Here is a 17,193-nt window from a genome sequence, read left to right as displayed (position 1 = left end):
TCGCCGGACAGCGAGTTCAGCACCACGTCGACGCCGCCCAGCTTCCAGCGGATCTCGTCGGCGAAGGCCAGGGAGCGGGAATCCAGCACCGTCATCGGCTCGCCTCCCGCAAGATACGACACGATGAACCCTATCTTCTCGTCCTCCACGCAGGTCTCCATCCACGGCATCGGCAAGCCCTCCCTTGCCGTCCAGGAAACCTGTCAACCATCTCTCCGGTCCAATCTGTCCAGACTCTCGCCGGTTCGGACCGCCGCCAGAGCCGGCCTGAACCATGATGTTCCGCCCCTGGAAGCGAGGCTTGCTCCTTGCGCATTCGCGCGCGGACGCGCGCAGACCCCTCCCCCTGCCCCCCTCCCGCAAGGGGAGGGGGGACTAGAAAAGAGCGGGGTTTGGGATTCTGAAAAGGTCTCGCAGGCGGGAGAGGCAAAACAACGATTCTGGTCTCTGACTCTCCAACCCAAGCCGTCATTGCGAGCGCAGCGAAGCAATCCATGCAGCAGCTTGCACGGGACGATGGATTGCTTCGTCGGCTTCGCCTCCTCGCAATGACGGTGAGGGGGCGCAGCGATCAGCTGCTGTCCGGTTTCGGCGGCGGTGGCACGGGCAATCCAGCGGCAGAGTCGTTGAGCGGGCGGGGCCAGCTCAATATGGGCGCACCTTCGGCGGCCTCCTCCACGACCTCGACGGTCACCGCCTCATCCGCCCATCCCGGCGGCAGCCAGGACGGGTCGGGCGGCAGGCCGATCCTGCGGCTCACCGCGCGCACGAAGTCCTCCGGTGACAGCAGGTCCAGCTGCACGTCGAGGATCTCGTCCTCGGTCAACCTCTCCCAGACCAGCGACCGGACGCGCTCGATATCCCCAGGCTCGGCGGGCCTGGCGATCGCCTTGACCGCGGTCTCGACCGCCTGCTCCCGCTTCGCCCGGCGGCGTTCCTGCTCGCCCGACGCGATCCGCGCCTGCTGGCGCAGCAGGTAATCGCGCCGGATCCGCTCGGTCATGGCGATCGACAGGCGCACCGAGCGGGAGAGGCGGGACTGCATCAGCGGATAGTCCGGCATCTCCGCGCCCCGCAGGATCCGCTCGTGCTCCCGCACGGTGGCCCGCATGGTGCGGATGTCGAGATCCACCACCTCGCGCAGCCGGTCCAGCGCCCACTCCGTCCAGTGCAGGTCGGTGTCGCTCGGCTTGTTCGGTTCGGGCTGCGCCTCATCCATAGAACATATCATGAACTATATCGATGCGATCGCGCAATGAACATTGTGTTCATCGACCGGGCCTGACCGCGATCTGGATCCATTGAAAGACCCCATCTGGACCCATCGAACCCGCATCTGGACCCATCGACAGGTCCCGTCTGGACCTAACGGGCTATGCGAAATGCCTGCTAGGTCCTTCCCGATGCGTGCCTGCCCGGCCAGCCGGGCTCACCCGGACGCGCCGCGAAAAAGGGCGGTGCCGGCCCGATAAACAGGAGGCCTCCGTGACTCAGACCCTCAACGGCACCGCCGGCCCCGACATCCTCACCGGCACCGATCCCGGCAACCCCGCCAACCCCGACGGCATCGACATCATCAATGGCGGCGACAGCAACGACACGCTCACCGGCCTGGGCGGCAACGACACGATCTCCGGCGGATTGGGCGCCGACATCCTGGATGGCGGCGCGGGCTTCGACACGCTCACCTTCGCCAACGCCACCGCCGGCGTCTGGGTGAACATCAATGGCGGCGCCTTCGGCGGCGAAGCCGTGGGCGACACCATGACCGGCTTCGAGGCCATCATCGGGTCCGCCTTCAACGACATCCTGGCGGGCGATGCCGGGAACAACACCATCGACGGCGGCGCCGGCACCGACATCATCTCGATCAGCGGCGGCACCGACTTCCTGGATGGCGGCGCCAACGGCGACTTCCTGGACTGCCGCACCGCCGGCTCGGCCGTGACCATCAACATGGCCACCGGCATCGGCGGCGGCGGGGCTGCGGGCACCACCTTCGCCAATTTCGAAAACGTCATCGCCACCGGCTTCAACGACACCCTGATCGCCGCCCCCGGCGGCTCGACCCTGGGCGGGCTGGGCGGCGACGACACGGTCACCGGCGGCGACGGCAACGACGTGCTGCTGGGGGACGACTTCCTCAACATCGTCGGCACCAGCGGCAACGACTCACTCAGCGGCGGCGCCGGCAACGATTATCTCCAGGGCGGGGCGCTGGGCGATGTCCTGAACGGCGGCACCGGCAGCGACACCGCCGCCTACGAGTATTCCGGCGCCGGAGTCATCGTCAATGTGAACACCGGCGCCGCGTCGGGCGGCGACGCGCAGGGCGACACGCTGTTCGATGTCGAGAACGTAATCGGGTCGGCCTTCGACGACTTCTTCGGCGTCAGCGCCGCGGCCAATTTCTTCGACGGCCGCGCCGGCACCGACGGGGTGACCTATGTCGGGTCCGACGCCGCGGTCCTGGTCAACCTGAACGGCGGCATCGGCCAGGGCGGCTGGGCCCAGGGCGATAGCTACGCCAACATGGAGAACGTGGTCGGCTCGAACTTCGCCGACACCCTGTACGGCAGCGCCCAGAACAACTTCCTCGATGGCGGCGACGGCAACGACGTGCTCGAGGGCCTGGTCGGCGCCGACACCCTGCAGGGCGGCGCCGGCAGCGACACGGCGGCCTATGTCTTCTCCGCCGCCGCGGTCACCGTCGACCTGAAGGCCGGCTTCACTGCCGGCGGCGACGCCCAGGGCGACGTGCTGCTGAGCATCGAGAACCTGACCGGCTCGGCCTTCGCCGACACGCTGCGCGGCGACAACGGGGCCAACATCATCGATGGCGGCGCCGGCAACGACCAGATCGCCAGCTATGGCGGCGCCGACGCCATCGATGGCGGCGCCGGCATCGACACGGTCTATTACGACATCGTCGGGGTGACCGTGAACCTGGCCACCGGGCAGGGTTCCGGCGGCGACGCCCAGGGCGACACCTACCAGAATATCGAGAACGTCGTCGGCACGGCCGCCAACGACACCCTGATCGGCAACGTCGGGGCCAACAGCCTGTCCGGCGGCGATGGCACCGACACGCTCAGCGGCGGTGCCGGGGCCGACGTCCTCGATGGCGGCACCGGCTTCGACATCGTGTTCTACGACACCTCGGCCGGTGCCGTGACGGTCAACCTGACTCTCGGCCTGGGCATCGGCAACGACGCCCAGGGCGACACCTATTCCGGGATCGAGAACGTCTTCGGCTCGGCCTTCGCCGACACCCTGATCGGCAATGGCGGGACCAATGCCCTGATGGGCTCGGACGGCGACGACAAGCTCACCGGCGGCGGCGGTGCCGATGACCTCAATGGCGGCCTCGGCAACGACACGGTCTATTACGACGCCTCGTCCGCCGGCGTGCGGGTCAACATGATCGTCGGCGCCGGCGGCGACGCCGAGGGCGACGTGCTGAACTCGATCGAGAATGTCTTCGGCTCGGCCTTCGCCGACACGCTGGACGGCAACAGCGACGCCAATGTGCTCACCGGGGCCGATGGCGACGACATCATCCGCTCCGGCGCGGGCGACGATGTCGTCAGCGGCGGCAACGGCAATGACGCGATCAACACCGGCCTCGGGGCCGACACCGTCGATGGCGGGGCGGGCATCGACACGGTGTTCTACGACAGCTCGAATGCCGGCGTGCAGGTCGACCTGACCCTGCACACCGCGGCGGGCGGCACCGCCCAGGGCGACACGCTGACCGGCGTCGAGAATCTCAGCGGCTCGGCCTTCGACGACATCCTGAACGGCGATGCCGGGGCCAATGCCCTGGCCGGCGGCGCCGGCAACGACCAGTTCGAGGGCCATCAGGGCGCCGACAGCTTCGACGGCGGCGCCGGCAACGACTCGGTGTCCTTCGCCGGCGCGGCCTCCGGGATCAACGCCAACCTGACCACCGGCATCGGCCTGGGCGGCGATGCGGCGGGTGACACCTATAGCGGCATCGAGAACCTGTTCGGCTCGGGCTTCGCCGACGCCCTGAGCGGCGATGCCGGGGCCAACATCCTCGGCGGCGGCGACGGCGACGACGTGCTGCAGGGCCGTGGCGGCGCGGACCAGCTGCGCGGCGGCAACGGTGTCGACACGGCGACCTACGGCAATTCCGCCGCGAGGGTGACGGTCAGCCTGGCCGCTGGCTCCGGCACGGGCGGCGACGCCGAGGGCGACACGCTGGCGTTGATCGAGAACCTCACCGGCTCCGCCTTCGCCGACAAGCTGTTCGGCGATGGCGGCGCCAATGCGCTGAGCGGCGGCGACGGCGACGACGTGCTGCGCGGCGGGGCCGGGGCGGATGTCCTGGCCGGCGGGGCCGGGCTGGACCAGGCCAACTACCAGGGCTCGGCGGCGGCGGTGTCGGTCAACCTGCTGACCGGCGCGACCTCGGGCGGCGACGCCCAGGGCGACGTGCTGGGCGGGATCGAGAACCTGTACGGGTCGAGCCATGACGACGCGCTGACCGGCGACAATGGCCGCAACATCATCGGCGGCGAGCTCGGCGACGATACTCTTGTCGGCAATCGCGGCGACGACAGCCTCTCCGGCGAGGGCGGCGACGACAATCTCAGCGGCGGCGACGGCGCGGACCGGCTGGTCGGCGGCGACGGGCTGGACACGGTGCATGGCGGCACCGGCAATGACTCGGTGGATGCCGGCGCGGGCAACGACCAGGTCTTCGGCGAGGCCGGTCACGACAGCATCTATGGCGGCGCCGGGAACGACGTGATCGATGGCGGCGACGGCAACGACACGATCGAGGGCGATGGCGGCGCCGACACCATCACCGGCGGGGCGGGAATCGACACCGCCGTCTATGCCGGCTCGGCCGCCGGTGTGTCGGTGAACCTGGCGACCGGGGCGATGTCGGGCGGCGACGCTGCCGGCGACACGCTGACGGGGATCGAGCAGGTGATGGGCTCGGCCTTCGCCGACACGCTGACCGGCGACGCCAATGCCAACACGCTGTGGGGCCTCGGCGGCGGGGACGTCCTCACCGGCGGCGGCGGCGGCGACGCGCTGAAGGGCGGCGCCGGCAATGACCGGTTCGTCTACATCGCCCTATCGGACAGCGCGGTCTCCGGCATCGGCAAGGACGGCATCACCGACTTCTCGGCCGGCGACAGGATCGACCTGTCGGCGATCGACGCGGATGGCAACGCGCAGAACGGCGACACCGCCTTCACCTTCGGCACCGGCGACTTCACCCGCCATGCCGGTGAGCTGCGGGTGGTGACGGCGGGGGCGGTGCAGGTGGTCTATGCCGACGTCAACGGCGACAAGGTCCCGGACTTCGCCATCAATGTCACCTCCGACCACCCGCTGACGGCGGCGGATTTCGTGCTGTAGCCCGCCTCAGGGCCGCAGCGCCGCCAGCACCAAGTCGGTCATGTGCGCCAGGCGCTCGGCGCGGGCCTGGGGTTCGAACAGGTCGCGGTCGAAGATGACGCCGAGCGTCCAGCGGTTCGAGACGTAGAAATAGGCCAGGCCGGCGATCGAGATGTAGAGCTGCACCGGGTCGATCCCGGCCCGGAAGGCGCCGGCGGCGACGCCGCGGCCCAGCACCTCGCCGATCATCTCGACGAAAGGGGAGTGCAGGGGCCGGACGTTCGGCGACTTCTTCAGGTGCTGCGCCTGGTACAGGTTCTCCTGGTTCAGCATGATCAGGAACTCAGGGTGCTCCAGGAAGTAGCTCCAGGTGAACTCGACCAGCCGGGCGATGGCGGCGTCCGGCGCCAGGCTCTCCAGGTTCAGCGCGCGCTCGGCGTTGCGGATGCGGGCATAGGTCGCCTCCAGCACCGCCAGGTACAGCGTCTCCTTGTTGCCGACATGGTAGTACAGCATGCGCTTGTTGGCGCCGGCGGCCGCGGCGATGCGGTCGATCCGGGCGCCGCCATAGCCGTGCCGGGTGAACTCGGTCAGCGCTGCCGCGAGGATGCGCTGGCGCATGCCCTCCGGGTCGCGCTGCCAGCGCGCCCGCGTTTTGCTTTCAGCGCTCTCCATCCGGTCCAAGGCGTCGTCCCTGCTGCCCCGCCCATTTGCCCGCAGCCGCGCGGCCGGCGAAAGCAAAAACGAGCGGCCGGGCGCTCGACAGCCGGTGCCGGCTGGCGCAATTTGCCTATGTCTTTGAAGAGACCGACGCCAAGCCCAGGGAGACGCAGATGGTGAGCCCGCTCGCAGGAAAGCCCGTCGATCCGGCCGATCTGGTCAACCTGCCGCGGCTGATCACGGCGTATTTCACGACCAAGCCCGACCCGGCGAACCCGGCGCAGCGCGTCGCCTTCGGCACCTCCGGCCATCGCGGCTCAGCCTTCGCCGGCAGCTTCAACGAGGACCACATCCTCGCCATCACCCAGGCGATCTGCCTGTACCGCAAGCGCGCCGGGATCGACGGGCCGCTGTTCATCGGCATCGACAGCCACGCTTTGTCCGAGCCGGCGCTGGCCAGCGCGCTGGAGGTGCTGGCGGCGAACGGCGTCGAGACCATGATCGATCGGGATGGCGGCTACACCCCGACGCCGGTGATCTCCCACGCCATCCTGACCCACAACCGCGGCCGCACCTCGGGGCTGGCGGACGGCATCGTCGTCACCCCGTCGCACAACCCGCCGGAGGATGGCGGCTTCAAGTACAACCCGCCGAACGGGGGCCCGGCCGACACCGAGGTGACCGGCTGGATCGAGCGCACGGCCAACGAGCTGATCGGCAAGGGCCTTGACGGGGTGCGGCGGATGCCGCTGGCGCGGGCGCTGAAGGCCGCGACCACGCATCGCCACAACTACATCGACGGTTATGTCGGCGACCTCGGCAGCGTCGTCGATCTCGAGGCGATCCGGTCGTCCGGCGTCAGGATCGGCATCGACCCGCTGGGCGGCGCCGCCGTGGGCTACTGGAAGCCGTTGATCGACCGGTACGGCATCGCCGCCACCGTGGTCAGCGACCTGGTCGACCCGACCTTCCGCTTCATGACCGCGGATTGGGACGGCAAGATCCGCATGGACTGCTCCTCGCCCTACGCCATGACCCGGCTGCTGGCGCTGCGCGAGAAATTCGACGTCGCCTTCGCCAACGACACCGACGCCGACCGCCACGGCATCGTCACCCGCACCGCCGGGCTGATGAACCCGAACCATTTCCTGGCGGCGTCGATCGCCTATCTGTTCCAGCACCGCAAAGGCTGGCGGGCGGACAGCGCCGTCGGCAAGACGCTGGTCAGCAGCAGCGTGATCGACCGGGTCGCCGCCAAGCTGGGCCGCCGCCTGCTGGAGGTGCCGGTCGGCTTCAAATGGTTCGTCGAGGGCTTGAGCGACGGATCGGTCGGCTTCGGCGGCGAGGAGAGCGCCGGCGCCTCGTTCCTGCGCCAGGACGGCACGGTGTGGACCACCGACAAGGACGGCCTGATCCTCGGCCTGCTGGCGGCGGAGATCACCGCCGTCACCGGCCGCGATCCGAGCGAATTGTACACCGGGCTGACGCAGGAGCTGGGCAATTCCTGGTACGCCCGCGCCGACGCGCCGGCCAGCAGCGCCCAGAAGCAGGTGTTCAAGACGCTGACGCCGGAGAGCCTGGGAGCCACCCAGCTCGGCGGTGACCCGGTGACGCAGACGCTGACCAAGGCGCCCGGCAACGGCCAGCCCTTCGGCGGCATCAAGGTGGCGACGGCGAATGGCTGGTTCGCCGCCCGGCCCTCGGGCACCGAGGAGGTCTACAAGATCTACGCCGAGAGCTTCCGCAGCGAGGACCACCTGCGCCAGGTGCAGGATGACGCCAAGGCCCTGATCGCCCGCGCCTTCGCCGCGGCGGGGCAGGGGTAAGAGGAGCGGCGGCCGGGATTCCATGTCGGCCGCCTGAAATCCTGAACCGTCATGGCGAGCCCCGGAGGGGCGTGGCCATCCAGGGGCAGCTCGCACCGGCCCCTGGATGGCCACGTCGCTGCGCTCCTCGCCATGACGGTGAGGGGTGAAGGGGCGATTTCGATGACCGCCGATCCGCGCATGGGCGAGTCGCGGGCTCTTCTGGTCTCGCGGCCGCGCTTTCGGCTATGGTGCCGGCCGTTCTCGCGGAAGCCGGCGCCATGTCCTCGACCGTCCCCGATCCTTTGACCATCGCCCTGCCCAAGGGCCGCATCCTCGACGAGCTGCGCCCGCTGATGGCGCAGGCCGGGCTGGAGCCGGAGCCCGCCTTCGACGACCCGCGGCATCGCGGGCTGTCCTTCGCCACCAACCATCCGCATATCCGGCTGATCCGGGTGCGGTCCTTCGACGTCGCCACCTTCGTCGCCTTCGGCGCGGCGCAGATCGGCGTCGCCGGGAACGACGTGCTGATGGAGTTCGACTACCCCGAGCTCTACGCCCCGCTCGACCTCGGCATCGGCGCCTGCCGCCTGGCGGTGGCCGAGCCGGTCGACCTGGCCGAGGCCGACGACCCAAGGCGCTGGAGCCATATCCGCGTCGCCACCAAATACCCGCATGTCACCCGCCGCCACTTCGCCGCGCGCGGGGTGCAGGCCGAGTGCATCAAGCTGAACGGGGCGATGGAGCTGGCGCCGACTCTGGGCCTGTGCCGCCGCATCGTCGACCTGGTCTCGTCCGGCTCGACGCTGAAGGCCAACGGGCTGCGCGAGATCGAGCACATTGCCGACGTCACCTCGCGGCTGATCGTCAACCGCGCCGCCTTCAAGACCCGGCCGGAGGAGATCGCCGGCTGGGTCGACCGCTTCCGGAATGCCGTCCATGCCGCTGCGTCTTGATGCCCGCTCGCCCGGCTTCGCCGGGGAATTCGAGGCCTTCGTCTCCGCCCGCCGCGGCGCCCATGCCGATGTCGCCGGCGCCGTCGCCGCGATCGTGGCCGACACAAGGGCGCGCGGCGACGCGGCGCTGATCGACTACACCGAGCGCTTCGACCGCGTCCGGCTGACGCCGGAGACCTTGCGCATCGGCGCCGACGAGATCGCCGTCGCCAAGGCGCAGGTGGATGCCGAGACCCTGGCGGCGCTGGACCTCGCCGCCCGCCGGATCGAGGCTTTTCACGCCAAGACCGAGCTGCCGGCCCTGAACTATGTCGACGAAACCGGCATCGGCCTCGGCGCCCGCTGGACCCCGATCGACGCCGTCGGCATCTATGTCCCGGGCGGCCTCGCCAACTACCCCAGCTCGGTGCTGATGAACGCGATCCCGGCCAAGGTGGCGGGGGTCGGCCGCATCGCCATGGCGGTGCCCACGCCGGACGGGGTGCTGAACCCGCTGGTGCTGGCGGCGGCGGAGCGCGCCGGGGTCACCGAGATCTGGCGCGTCGGCGGCGCCCAGGCGGTGGCGGCGCTGGCCTATGGCACCGCCAGCATCCGCGCGGTCGACAAGATCACCGGCCCGGGCAACGCCTATGTCGCCGAGGCCAAGCGCCAGGTCTTCGGGGCGGTCGGCATCGACATGATCGCCGGCCCGTCGGAGATCCTGGTGGTGGCCGATGCCGGCAACGACCCGGAATGGATCGCGGTCGACCTCTTGTCCCAGGCCGAGCACGACCCCCATGCCCAGTCGGTGCTGATCACCGACGATTCCGCCTTCGCCGATGCCGTGACCGCGGCGGTCGACCGGGTGCTGGCGCGGCTGCCGAAGGCGGAGATCGCCGGCACCAGCTGGCGCGGGCAGGGCGGCGTGATCGTGGTCGGGTCGCTGGACGACGCCCCGGCGCTGGTCGACCGGCTGGCGCCGGAGCATCTCGAGCTCGCGGTCGCCGACCCGGACCGCATCGCCGACCGGGTCCGCCATGCCGGGGCGATCTTCCTCGGCCGGCACGCGCCAGAGGCGGTCGGAGACTATGTCGCCGGGCCGAACCATGTGCTGCCGACCGCGCGCAGCGCCCGCTTCGCCAGCGGCCTCAGCGTCTTCGACTTCGTCAAGCGCACCACGCTGGTGCGCTGCGACGCGGCCGGCCTGGCCAAGGTCGGGCCGGCGGCGGTGCGCCTGGCCCGGGCCGAGGGGCTGGAGGCGCATGCCCTGTCGATCGCCCAGCGGCTGAAGGGATGAGCGGCGACGCCGGGGATTCGGAGGAGGGGCGCCTCGTCGAGATCGTGATCGACGAGAGCGCCGCCGTCCGCCGGTCGCCGGAGGTGGCGCATGAGCGCCGGGTCGCGATCCACGACCTGATCGAGCAGAACAGCTTCCGCCTGGTGCAGGGCCCGCCCGGCCCCTACCGCTTGCGCCTGCGCATGGAGGAGAACCGGCTGATCTTCGAGATCGCGACCGGGCGGGGGCCGGACGGCGAGCCCGAGCGGGTGGCCCTGCCGGTGCAGCCCTTCCGCCGGATCATCAAGGACTACTTCCTGGTCTGCGAGACCTACTACGCCGCGATCAAGACGGCGCCGCCGTCGCGGATCGAGGCGATCGACATGGGCCGCCGCGGGCTGCATGACGAGGGCTCGGCGTTGCTCGGCGAGCGGCTGGCCGACCGCATCGCGATGGACCATGCGACGGCGCGGCGGCTGTTCACGCTGCTCTGCGTCCTGCAGATCCGCGGGTGACCGATGGCGGGGCCGACCAGCGTCCTCTTCGTCTGCACCCAGAACGCGATCCGCTCGCCGATGGCCGAGGCCATCCTCAAGCATGTGGCCGGGGCGCGCATCTTCGTCGACAGCGTCGGGGTGCGGCCGGACGAGACCGAGCCCGACCCCTTCGCCGTTGCGGCGCTGAAGGAGATCGGCATCGATCTCAGCCGCCACCGGCCGAAGGGCTTCGACGATCTCGACGACGACAATTTCGACCTGGTGATCTCGCTGTCGCCGGAGGCCCAGCACCGGGCGGTGGAGATGACCCGCACCACCGCCTGCGACCTGGAGTTCTGGAACACCTTCGACCCGACCGTGGTCGAGGGCAACCGCGAGACCCGGATGGCCGCCTTCCGCCAGGTGCGCGACATGCTGCTGTCCCGCATCCGCGAGCGCTTCGGCGAGCGGGCGCAGGAGCGGGCGTGATGTTCGTCTCTCGGGTCGCCTCCTGGGCCCGATGAATGGCAGAAGCGCGGCACGAAACCGCACAAATTTCTTGACCCGGCAGGGCCGGTCGCCCACTTCTTGGGCGGATTCCCAAAATGGCGAGTTTGGATGGCCAAGGAAGATTTGATCGAGTTCTCGGGCACCGTGACCGAGCTGCTCCCCAACGCGATGTTCCGGGTGAAGCTCGACAACGATCACGAAGTTCTCGCGCACACCTCGGGCAAGATGCGCAAGAACCGCATCCGGGTGCTGGCGGGGGACCGGGTCAATGTCGAGATGACCCCCTACGACCTGACCAAGGGTCGCATCACCTTCCGCTTCAAGTAACAGCCGTGCCCGGTCAGGGCACGGACAGCGTGCTTGTTCTCGCCTCGGCCTCGCCGAGGCGTCTCGATTTGTTGCGCCAGATCGGCATCGTGCCGGGCCAGGTCCTGCCCGCCGATCTCGACGAGACCCCGCTGAAGCGCGAGCTGCCCGGACCGCACGCCCGCCGCCTGGCCCAGGCCAAGGCGGAGGCGATTCGCGCCCGGGCACCCGGCGCCTTCATCCTGGCGGCCGACACCGTGGTCGGCTGCGGCAGGCGGATCCTGCCCAAGGCCGAGACCGACGCCGAGCTGCGCCAGTGCCTGGAGCTGCTGTCCGGCCGGCGCCACCGCGTCCATGGCGGCGTCAGCCTGATCGCGCCGGACGGCACGATGCGCCACCGGCTGGTGCAGAGCAGCGTGATCTTCAAGCGCCTGACGCCGGACGAGATCGACGCCTATGTCGCCTCGGGCGAGGGCCGCGGCAAGGCCGGCGGCTACGCCATCCAGGGGCGGGCGGCGACCTTCATCCGGGCGATCGAAGGCTCCTACTCCAACATCGTCGGCCTGCCGCTGTTCGAAACCTCGCAACTGCTGTCCGGCGCGGGCTTCCGTTGGTGAAGACGGTCGAGATCACCGCCACGGACGGTGTGCTGCTGGCCGGGGTGGTGATCGACGGCCGCCTGACCGACCTGGCGGCCGAGCGCCTGTCCAGCCCGAGTCTGGCCGGCGCCGTGGTGCTGGCGCGGGTCGAGCGGGTCGACCGCGTCTCGGCGGGGGCCTTCCTCGATATCGGCACCGGCCGCAGCGCCTTCCTGCCGCTGCGCGGGCCGGAGGCCGATTCGCTGCGCGCCGGGGCGCCGGTGATCGTCCAGATCGTCGCCGATCCGCGGGCGGAGAAGGGGGCGGAGGCCACCCGCGACGTGGCGCTGCCCGGCGCCGGGCTGATCCATTTGCCGTTCTCCGGCGGCGTGGCGGTGTCGAGCCGGCTGGGCCCCGCGGCGAAGCGGGAGTGGCAGCAGCGGCTCGAGGGCGGCTGGATCGTCCGCGCCGCCAGCGCCGGCATGACGGTCGACGCGGTGCTGGACGAGGCGACGCGGCTGGCGCGGCGGTGGGAGGCGATCGCCGACCGGGCCGAGGCCACCCGCGCCCCGGCGCTGCTGGAACCGGCGCCCGGCGCCGCCCGCCGGCTGATCCTGGATCACCCGGACGCCGCCCGGATCGTCGTCGACGGCGCCGCTTTGCTGCCGCCGCTGCAGCGCTGGGCCGCGGCGGCGATTCCCGATGTCGCGCCCCGGATCGCCGCCGGCGCCGCGCCGCTGGGCGACGCGCTGGATTCGCTGCTGGGCCCGACCGTGCCGCTGCCCTCCGGCGGCAGCATCACCATCGAGGCGACGCGCGCCCTGACCGTGATCGACGTCGATGGCGGCCGGGCGCCCGACCATGTCCGTGCCAACCGCGAGGCGGCGGTCGAGATCGCCCGGCAGCTGCGGCTGCGCAACATCGGCGGCACGGTGGTGGTCGACTTCATCTCGATGCGCCGGGGCGGCGACCGCGCGGCGCTGCTGAACGCCTTCCGCGGCGCCCTGGCCGACGACCCGCTGCGGGTGCAGCTGGGCGAAGCGCTGTCACCGCTGGGCCTGGCCGAGCTGGCGCGCGAGCGCCGCGGCCAGGCGTTGGCCGATGTCGTCAACGGGTAGAGCCGGAGGATGGCCGGTCAGATCGGGGCGTGGCCCGTCCCGCTGGCGAGCCGTTTGGGAGTTCCCCACACCGTCATTGCGAGCGCAGCGAAGCAATCCAGGGGCCGGTGCGCACCGGCCCCTGGATTGCTTCGTCGGCTTCGCCTCCTCGCAATGACGACAGGGGAGGGGCCACGCGAGAAGACGCTCGGCATCCCATCATTCCGCGACCTGGGCGGCTTGGACACCTCGATCGCCCTCCAAGCCCGTCCGGGCTTGAAGCCGCGCCTGCAAGACCCGATTCTGTGACCATGACCACGACGACACCCGAGACCCGCGGGCACTGCCCGATCTGCCGCAAGCCGACGGTGCAGCAGTACCGTCCGTTCTGCTCGCGCCGCTGCGCCGACATCGACCTGGGCCATTGGTTTTCAGAGAGTTACGCGATCCCGGCGAAGCCCGAGGACGAGGGCGAAGAAACATTGCAGCCGGATGAAGATCACCGCTAGACAGGCGGCGTCCGGTTTCCTATAAGCACGGCCTCCGCACCGCGGAGACCAACGGCGCCCAGGTAGCTCAGTTGGTAGAGCAGGTGACTGAAAATCACCGTGTCGGCAGTTCGATTCTGTCCCTGGGCACCATTCTCCTTCTTCTCCGAGACTGTCGCGATCGCGCCCCGACGCCTACGCTCCCGGTCCGGGTGCGAAGAAGCAGCGGACCGCGCCGGTCGATTTGCGGCAGATCCAGTAGTCGCTGTCCTCGCTGCCCAGCGCCTTGAAGCGCGGCACGAACTCGCCGGTCGAGCGGATGCGGTAGCCCTCGGGGCTCACCTCGATGTCCTCCCGCGGCCAGGTCGTGCAGTCGTGGTCGCCGCAGCAATGGTTGACCGTGCCGTATTCGAGGTAGCGGCCGCGGCTGATCCAGCTGTCATGCGCCATCGCCGTCGCAGGCCCGAGCCATGCCGCCGCCAGGATCACCCATCCCGGCGCGCGCCGCCGGTGCCGTTGCCGCAGCCCCATCGGGCCTCCCCCGTCCACCGATCGGCGGACCGTGGAAAGCAAGATAAGCCAAATCGGACGTCGGCACAGCCGCCGCCGCGGAGGTTTCACAAGCGTCGTCCCGCCGCGTCCTAGCCGAGAGGACCGGCACTCCCGCCGGCCACCGGCAGCGAGGGCGACATGGCGATCAAGGACATCCTCATGGAACGGGCGACCTGGACCTGGAGCATCATGGCGGCCTCCGCCCAGCTGGGCGAGATGATCCGGGAGGATGCGATCACCTCGGTGAACCTCGCGACCATCGCGAATCTCGCGGCGCAGCAGGGCGTCGAGCTGTCGATCACCAGCTTCCAGGGCGCCAAGCTGGAGAAGGAGTTCGGCGCCGACTGGATGTGGACGCTGGGGCAGTCGGCCTATCTGGTCCAGGCCAAGCGCCTGGACGTGGTGCCGGGCCGCGGCGGCCTCTCCTATCTCATCGATATCGCCCAGTTGGAGACGCTGTGCGATGCCGCACACGCGCTCTCGGTCGGGCAGGGTATCGACAGCAAGCCGGCCTATGTCTTCTACAACTCCCTGCTTCAGGGAAGCTACAATCCGGCACAGTCGGGCTGCACCTGGGTCAACGCCTATGTGCTCAGGGAAGCCCTGAACAAGGCCGGCAAGCTTGGCCAGGCCAGCACCGTGCTGGCGTTCCAGGCGGTGGTCGGCGACCTCAAGGCGAGGCCCTGGACCGAGATGTTCGGGGGGTAAGGCCTACAGCTTGGCCTTGGCCTGGTCGGTCAGCGCGGCGCCGTATTGGTCGAAGAATTTCTCGCCGACATAGGCCGAGCCTTCCGCCGTCAGGTGGCCGTCATCCCAGAAGAGGAGGGTTCCGTCCTGGTCGATCCGGCAGCGCGTGCCGGTGCAGAACAGGTCCTCCGGCGCGAAGAACCTGGCGCCGGCGCGCTCCGCCACCTGGGCGACCTGGCGGTTCAGGTCGGCATGGTCGATGCCTTCGACCACGGTTCCGGGCGCGGTGCGCATGTTCTTGATGAAGAGGGTATAGGCCGGCGCGTAGAAGGTCGGGGACTGGCCGGCGACGATGACGTCGATCCCCAGCCCCTTCAGCGCGCCGATCGTGCTGTCCAGCTGGGGAATGTCGCGCCGGTCCAGCAGCTCCCACCGGGCGGAGAGGAGGACGGTCTTCGGGCGGTTCTGCTTGATCAGCCCGAAGATGTGATCGTTGAACGCGCCGCAGCCGGCATGGCGATAGGCCGACAGGCTGAGGATCGGCGGGCAGGCCTGGGATGTCGCCTGGCCCACCCGCAAATGAACGACGGAGGCGCCGCTGGCCAGGCCGGCGTAGAGATGGGCCCCGAAGCTGTCGCCCCAGATCAGGATGTCCGGCGCCGGCTCGCCATAGCACTCCGCCACCGGATACTCCGCCGGGGGCTGGTCCTCGCGCCGGAAGCAGGTGCCCAGGCGGTAGAGCTCGACCCGCTTGTAATCGGCGTATTTGGCGATGATCGGGATCGCCTCCGGGAAGCGCTGCGGCCAGCCCTTGGTGACATAGGTGGCGCCGCCGATGCTGAGGAACAGGGCGGCGGTCACGGCCGAGGCGGTGAAGATCCAGCGCCGGCCGAACCGGCTGCCCTTGCCGCGGAACGGCTGCTCGACATAGCGCCAGGACAGGGTGGCGGCGGCGATCGACGCGACGACGACCAGCGCGGTCTCGGCGGGCAGGAGCCCGCGATCGGTCGAGTATTTGACGAAGACGATGATCGGCCAGTGCCAGAGATAGAGCGAATACGAGATCTTGCCGATGAAGACGACCGGGCGGAGGCCCAGCAGCCGGGCGCCGAGGCTGTCGCCGCCGGCCCCGGCCCAGATGATCAGCGCCGCGCCGATGCAGGGCGGGGCCGCGTTCCATCCAGGGAACGGATCGGTCGCGGACAGGGTGAAGACACTGTACGCGATCAAGGCCAGCCCGAGCGCGGCGGCGGCTTCGCGCAGGCCGCGGGCTGCCGGGGCGGGAATGACATTCAGCGCCAGCAACGACCCCAGCAGCAGTTCCCACGCCCGGGCTGGCAGCAGGTAGAAGGTGGCGGTCGGGTGCGGGGCCACACCCCAGAGGTTGACGGCGAAGGACAGGGCGACGATCGCGATCAGTGCTGCGTTGCGGGTCCGCCGGCCGGTCTTGGACAGCAGGTACAGCAGGATCGGGAAGACGATGTAGAACTGCTCCTCCACCGCCAGCGACCAGGTGTGCAGCAGCGGCTTCAGCTCCGACGGCGCCGCGAAATACCCCGACTCCAGATAGAACAGGATGTTCGAGGTGAAGGAGACCGTGGCGATCACCGATCGCGAGAAGGCGCGCAGGTCGAAGGGCAGCAGGATCACCGTGAAGGCGATGATCGACACCAGCAGCACGAAGAACAGCGCCGGGAATATCCGCCGGGCCCGGCGCTCGTAGAAGGCCAGGATCGAGAACTCGCCCCGCCGGATGTCGTCGGCCAGGATCGACGTGATCAAGTATCCGGAGATGACGAAGAAGACGTCGACACCGACGAAACCGCCGCCCAGCAGGGATATTCCGGCGTGATACAGGACCACCGGCACGACCGCGACCGCGCGCAATCCATCGATGTCTCTCCGGTAGCCGATCGACATGGAGCACCACGAAATGAGGCTGTTGCCGTGCCGCTCTATCAAAGAAGCGGCTGCGGCGCCATCCCCATCCGAGGGGGGCGCGCGGGCGCCATGCGGTCCCGGGGCAGGGACGTCACCCCCGCCCCAGGACTGCCGGGGTCTATTCCGCCGGCGCGACCGCGACCGCGCGCGGCCGCTCCAGGTCGGGCAGGAAGGCGGTCAGCAGCCCGATCAGCGGCAGGAAGGCGCAGATGCGGTAGACGAAGCCGATGCTGGTCAGGTCCGCCACCTCGCCCAGCACCGCGGCGCCGATGCCGCCCATGCCGAAGGCGAAGCCGAAGAACAGCCCGGCGATCGTGCCGGTCTTGCCCGGCACCAGTTCCTGCGCATAGACGACGATGGCGGAGAAGGCGGAGGCCAGGATCAGGCCGATGATGATGCTGAGGATCACGGTCCCGGTCAGCCCGACATAGGGCATCGCCATGGTGAAGGGCAGCACGCCCAGGATCGACCCCCAGATCACGTATTTCCGGCCGAAGCGGTCGCCG

The 17,193-nt window shown here is 69.8% G+C and carries 15 protein-coding genes, 1 tRNA gene and 1 pseudogene; 12 read left to right on the top strand and 5 right to left on the bottom strand.

The window, feature by feature from the left end:
- Positions 1-571: 571 nt before the first annotated feature.
- Positions 572-1,219 carry a hypothetical protein gene (locus BWR60_RS31735; protein WP_088156585.1) on the bottom strand — a complete coding sequence of 216 codons (648 nt, stop codon included), beginning with the start codon at positions 1,217-1,219 and terminating at the stop codon, positions 572-574.
- A gap of 266 nt (positions 1,220-1,485) precedes the next feature.
- Between BWR60_RS31735 and BWR60_RS36620 the strand changes: the two genes are divergently transcribed.
- Positions 1,486-5,397 (top strand): beta strand repeat-containing protein, encoded by a 3,912-nt coding sequence (locus BWR60_RS36620; RefSeq protein WP_144445827.1) that lies wholly within the window; start codon positions 1,486-1,488, stop codon positions 5,395-5,397.
- 6 nt (positions 5,398-5,403) lie between these two features.
- Here the strand turns inward: BWR60_RS36620 and BWR60_RS31710 are convergent, their stop codons facing one another.
- On the bottom strand, positions 5,404-6,051 hold the full coding sequence (locus BWR60_RS31710) for a TetR family transcriptional regulator (RefSeq protein WP_179222035.1): 648 nt from the start codon (positions 6,049-6,051) through the stop codon (positions 5,404-5,406).
- Positions 6,052-6,209: 158 nt separating this feature from the next.
- Between BWR60_RS31710 and pgm the strand changes: the two genes are divergently transcribed.
- The 10 genes from pgm (at position 6,210) to BWR60_RS31660 (ending at position 13,660) form a co-directional block, all read left to right on the top strand.
- Complete coding sequence (gene pgm / locus BWR60_RS31705; RefSeq protein ID WP_088156581.1) at positions 6,210-7,862, top strand: phosphoglucomutase (alpha-D-glucose-1,6-bisphosphate-dependent); 1,653 nt, start codon at positions 6,210-6,212, stop codon at positions 7,860-7,862.
- A 260-nt stretch (positions 7,863-8,122) separates the two neighbouring features.
- On the top strand, positions 8,123-8,797 hold the full coding sequence (hisG, locus tag BWR60_RS31700) for an ATP phosphoribosyltransferase (RefSeq protein ID WP_088156579.1): 675 nt from the start codon (positions 8,123-8,125) through the stop codon (positions 8,795-8,797).
- Positions 8,781-10,073: a histidinol dehydrogenase gene (gene hisD, locus BWR60_RS31695; protein WP_088156587.1), complete on the top strand. Its 1,293-nt coding sequence runs from the start codon at positions 8,781-8,783 to the stop codon at positions 10,071-10,073. The genes hisG and hisD overlap by 17 nt, the downstream gene beginning before the upstream one ends.
- Positions 10,070-10,567: a UPF0262 family protein gene (locus BWR60_RS31690; RefSeq protein ID WP_088156577.1), complete on the top strand. Its 498-nt coding sequence runs from the start codon at positions 10,070-10,072 to the stop codon at positions 10,565-10,567. Before hisD ends, BWR60_RS31690 begins: the two co-directional genes overlap by 4 nt.
- Positions 10,568-10,570: 3 nt before the next feature.
- Positions 10,571-11,017 carry a low molecular weight phosphatase family protein gene (locus BWR60_RS31685; protein WP_088156575.1) on the top strand — a complete coding sequence of 149 codons (447 nt, stop codon included), beginning with the start codon at positions 10,571-10,573 and terminating at the stop codon, positions 11,015-11,017.
- A gap of 129 nt (positions 11,018-11,146) precedes the next feature.
- Positions 11,147-11,365 (top strand): translation initiation factor IF-1, encoded by a 219-nt coding sequence (gene infA / locus BWR60_RS31680; RefSeq protein WP_026870679.1) that lies wholly within the window; start codon positions 11,147-11,149, stop codon positions 11,363-11,365.
- 5 nt (positions 11,366-11,370) lie between these two features.
- Positions 11,371-11,961, top strand: coding sequence for a Maf family protein (locus tag BWR60_RS31675; protein ID WP_088156573.1), 591 nt, complete (start codon positions 11,371-11,373; stop codon positions 11,959-11,961).
- Positions 11,958-13,040 carry a ribonuclease E/G gene (locus tag BWR60_RS31670; RefSeq protein WP_179222034.1) on the top strand — a complete coding sequence of 361 codons (1,083 nt, stop codon included), beginning with the start codon at positions 11,958-11,960 and terminating at the stop codon, positions 13,038-13,040. Before BWR60_RS31675 ends, BWR60_RS31670 begins: the two co-directional genes overlap by 4 nt.
- A 290-nt stretch (positions 13,041-13,330) precedes the next feature.
- A complete protein-coding gene (locus BWR60_RS31665; protein ID WP_088156569.1) occupies positions 13,331-13,528 on the top strand; it encodes a DNA gyrase inhibitor YacG in 198 nt (65 codons plus the stop codon).
- Positions 13,529-13,584: 56 nt separating this feature from the next.
- A tRNA-Phe gene (locus BWR60_RS31660) sits at positions 13,585-13,660 on the top strand.
- A gap of 42 nt (positions 13,661-13,702) precedes the next feature.
- Here BWR60_RS31660 and BWR60_RS31655 read toward each other — a convergent pair.
- Positions 13,703-14,038, bottom strand: a complete 336-nt coding sequence (locus tag BWR60_RS31655; RefSeq protein WP_088156567.1) for a hypothetical protein — start codon at positions 14,036-14,038, stop codon at positions 13,703-13,705.
- A 159-nt stretch (positions 14,039-14,197) separates the two neighbouring features.
- Here BWR60_RS31655 and BWR60_RS31650 point away from each other — a divergent pair, with 159 nt between their 5' ends.
- Positions 14,198-14,767 (top strand): hypothetical protein, encoded by a 570-nt coding sequence (locus BWR60_RS31650; protein WP_088156565.1) that lies wholly within the window; start codon positions 14,198-14,200, stop codon positions 14,765-14,767.
- 3 nt (positions 14,768-14,770) lie between these two features.
- Here the strand turns inward: BWR60_RS31650 and BWR60_RS31645 are convergent, their stop codons facing one another.
- Complete coding sequence (locus BWR60_RS31645) at positions 14,771-16,633, bottom strand: SGNH hydrolase domain-containing protein (protein ID WP_179222033.1); 1,863 nt, start codon at positions 16,631-16,633, stop codon at positions 14,771-14,773.
- A gap of 172 nt (positions 16,634-16,805) precedes the next feature.
- A pseudogene (locus BWR60_RS31640) lies at positions 16,806-17,193 on the bottom strand (MFS transporter); the annotation flags it as partial.

Source organism: Inquilinus limosus (assembly GCF_002195995.1).
Lineage (GTDB): Bacteria > Pseudomonadota > Alphaproteobacteria > DSM-16000 > Inquilinaceae > Inquilinus > Inquilinus limosus_C.
Note: the sequence above shows the minus strand (reverse complement) of the source record. Positions and strands in the feature narration are given on the sequence as shown.

Coding starts and splice junctions, on each gene's coding strand:
- BWR60_RS31735 (WP_088156585.1), bottom strand. CDS start 1,219: ATGGATGAGGCGCAGCCCGAACCGAACAAGCCGAGCGACACCGACCTG.
- BWR60_RS31710 (WP_179222035.1), bottom strand. CDS start 6,051: ATGGAGAGCGCTGAAAGCAAAACGCGGGCGCGCTGGCAGCGCGACCCG.
- pgm (WP_088156581.1), top strand. CDS start 6,210: ATGGTGAGCCCGCTCGCAGGAAAGCCCGTCGATCCGGCCGATCTGGTC.
- hisG (WP_088156579.1), top strand. CDS start 8,123: ATGTCCTCGACCGTCCCCGATCCTTTGACCATCGCCCTGCCCAAGGGC.
- hisD (WP_088156587.1), top strand. CDS start 8,781: ATGCCGCTGCGTCTTGATGCCCGCTCGCCCGGCTTCGCCGGGGAATTC.
- BWR60_RS31690 (WP_088156577.1), top strand. CDS start 10,070: ATGAGCGGCGACGCCGGGGATTCGGAGGAGGGGCGCCTCGTCGAGATC.
- BWR60_RS31685 (WP_088156575.1), top strand. CDS start 10,571: ATGGCGGGGCCGACCAGCGTCCTCTTCGTCTGCACCCAGAACGCGATC.
- infA (WP_026870679.1), top strand. CDS start 11,147: ATGGCCAAGGAAGATTTGATCGAGTTCTCGGGCACCGTGACCGAGCTG.
- BWR60_RS31665 (WP_088156569.1), top strand. CDS start 13,331: ATGACCACGACGACACCCGAGACCCGCGGGCACTGCCCGATCTGCCGC.
- BWR60_RS31655 (WP_088156567.1), bottom strand. CDS start 14,038: ATGGGGCTGCGGCAACGGCACCGGCGGCGCGCGCCGGGATGGGTGATC.
- BWR60_RS31650 (WP_088156565.1), top strand. CDS start 14,198: ATGGCGATCAAGGACATCCTCATGGAACGGGCGACCTGGACCTGGAGC.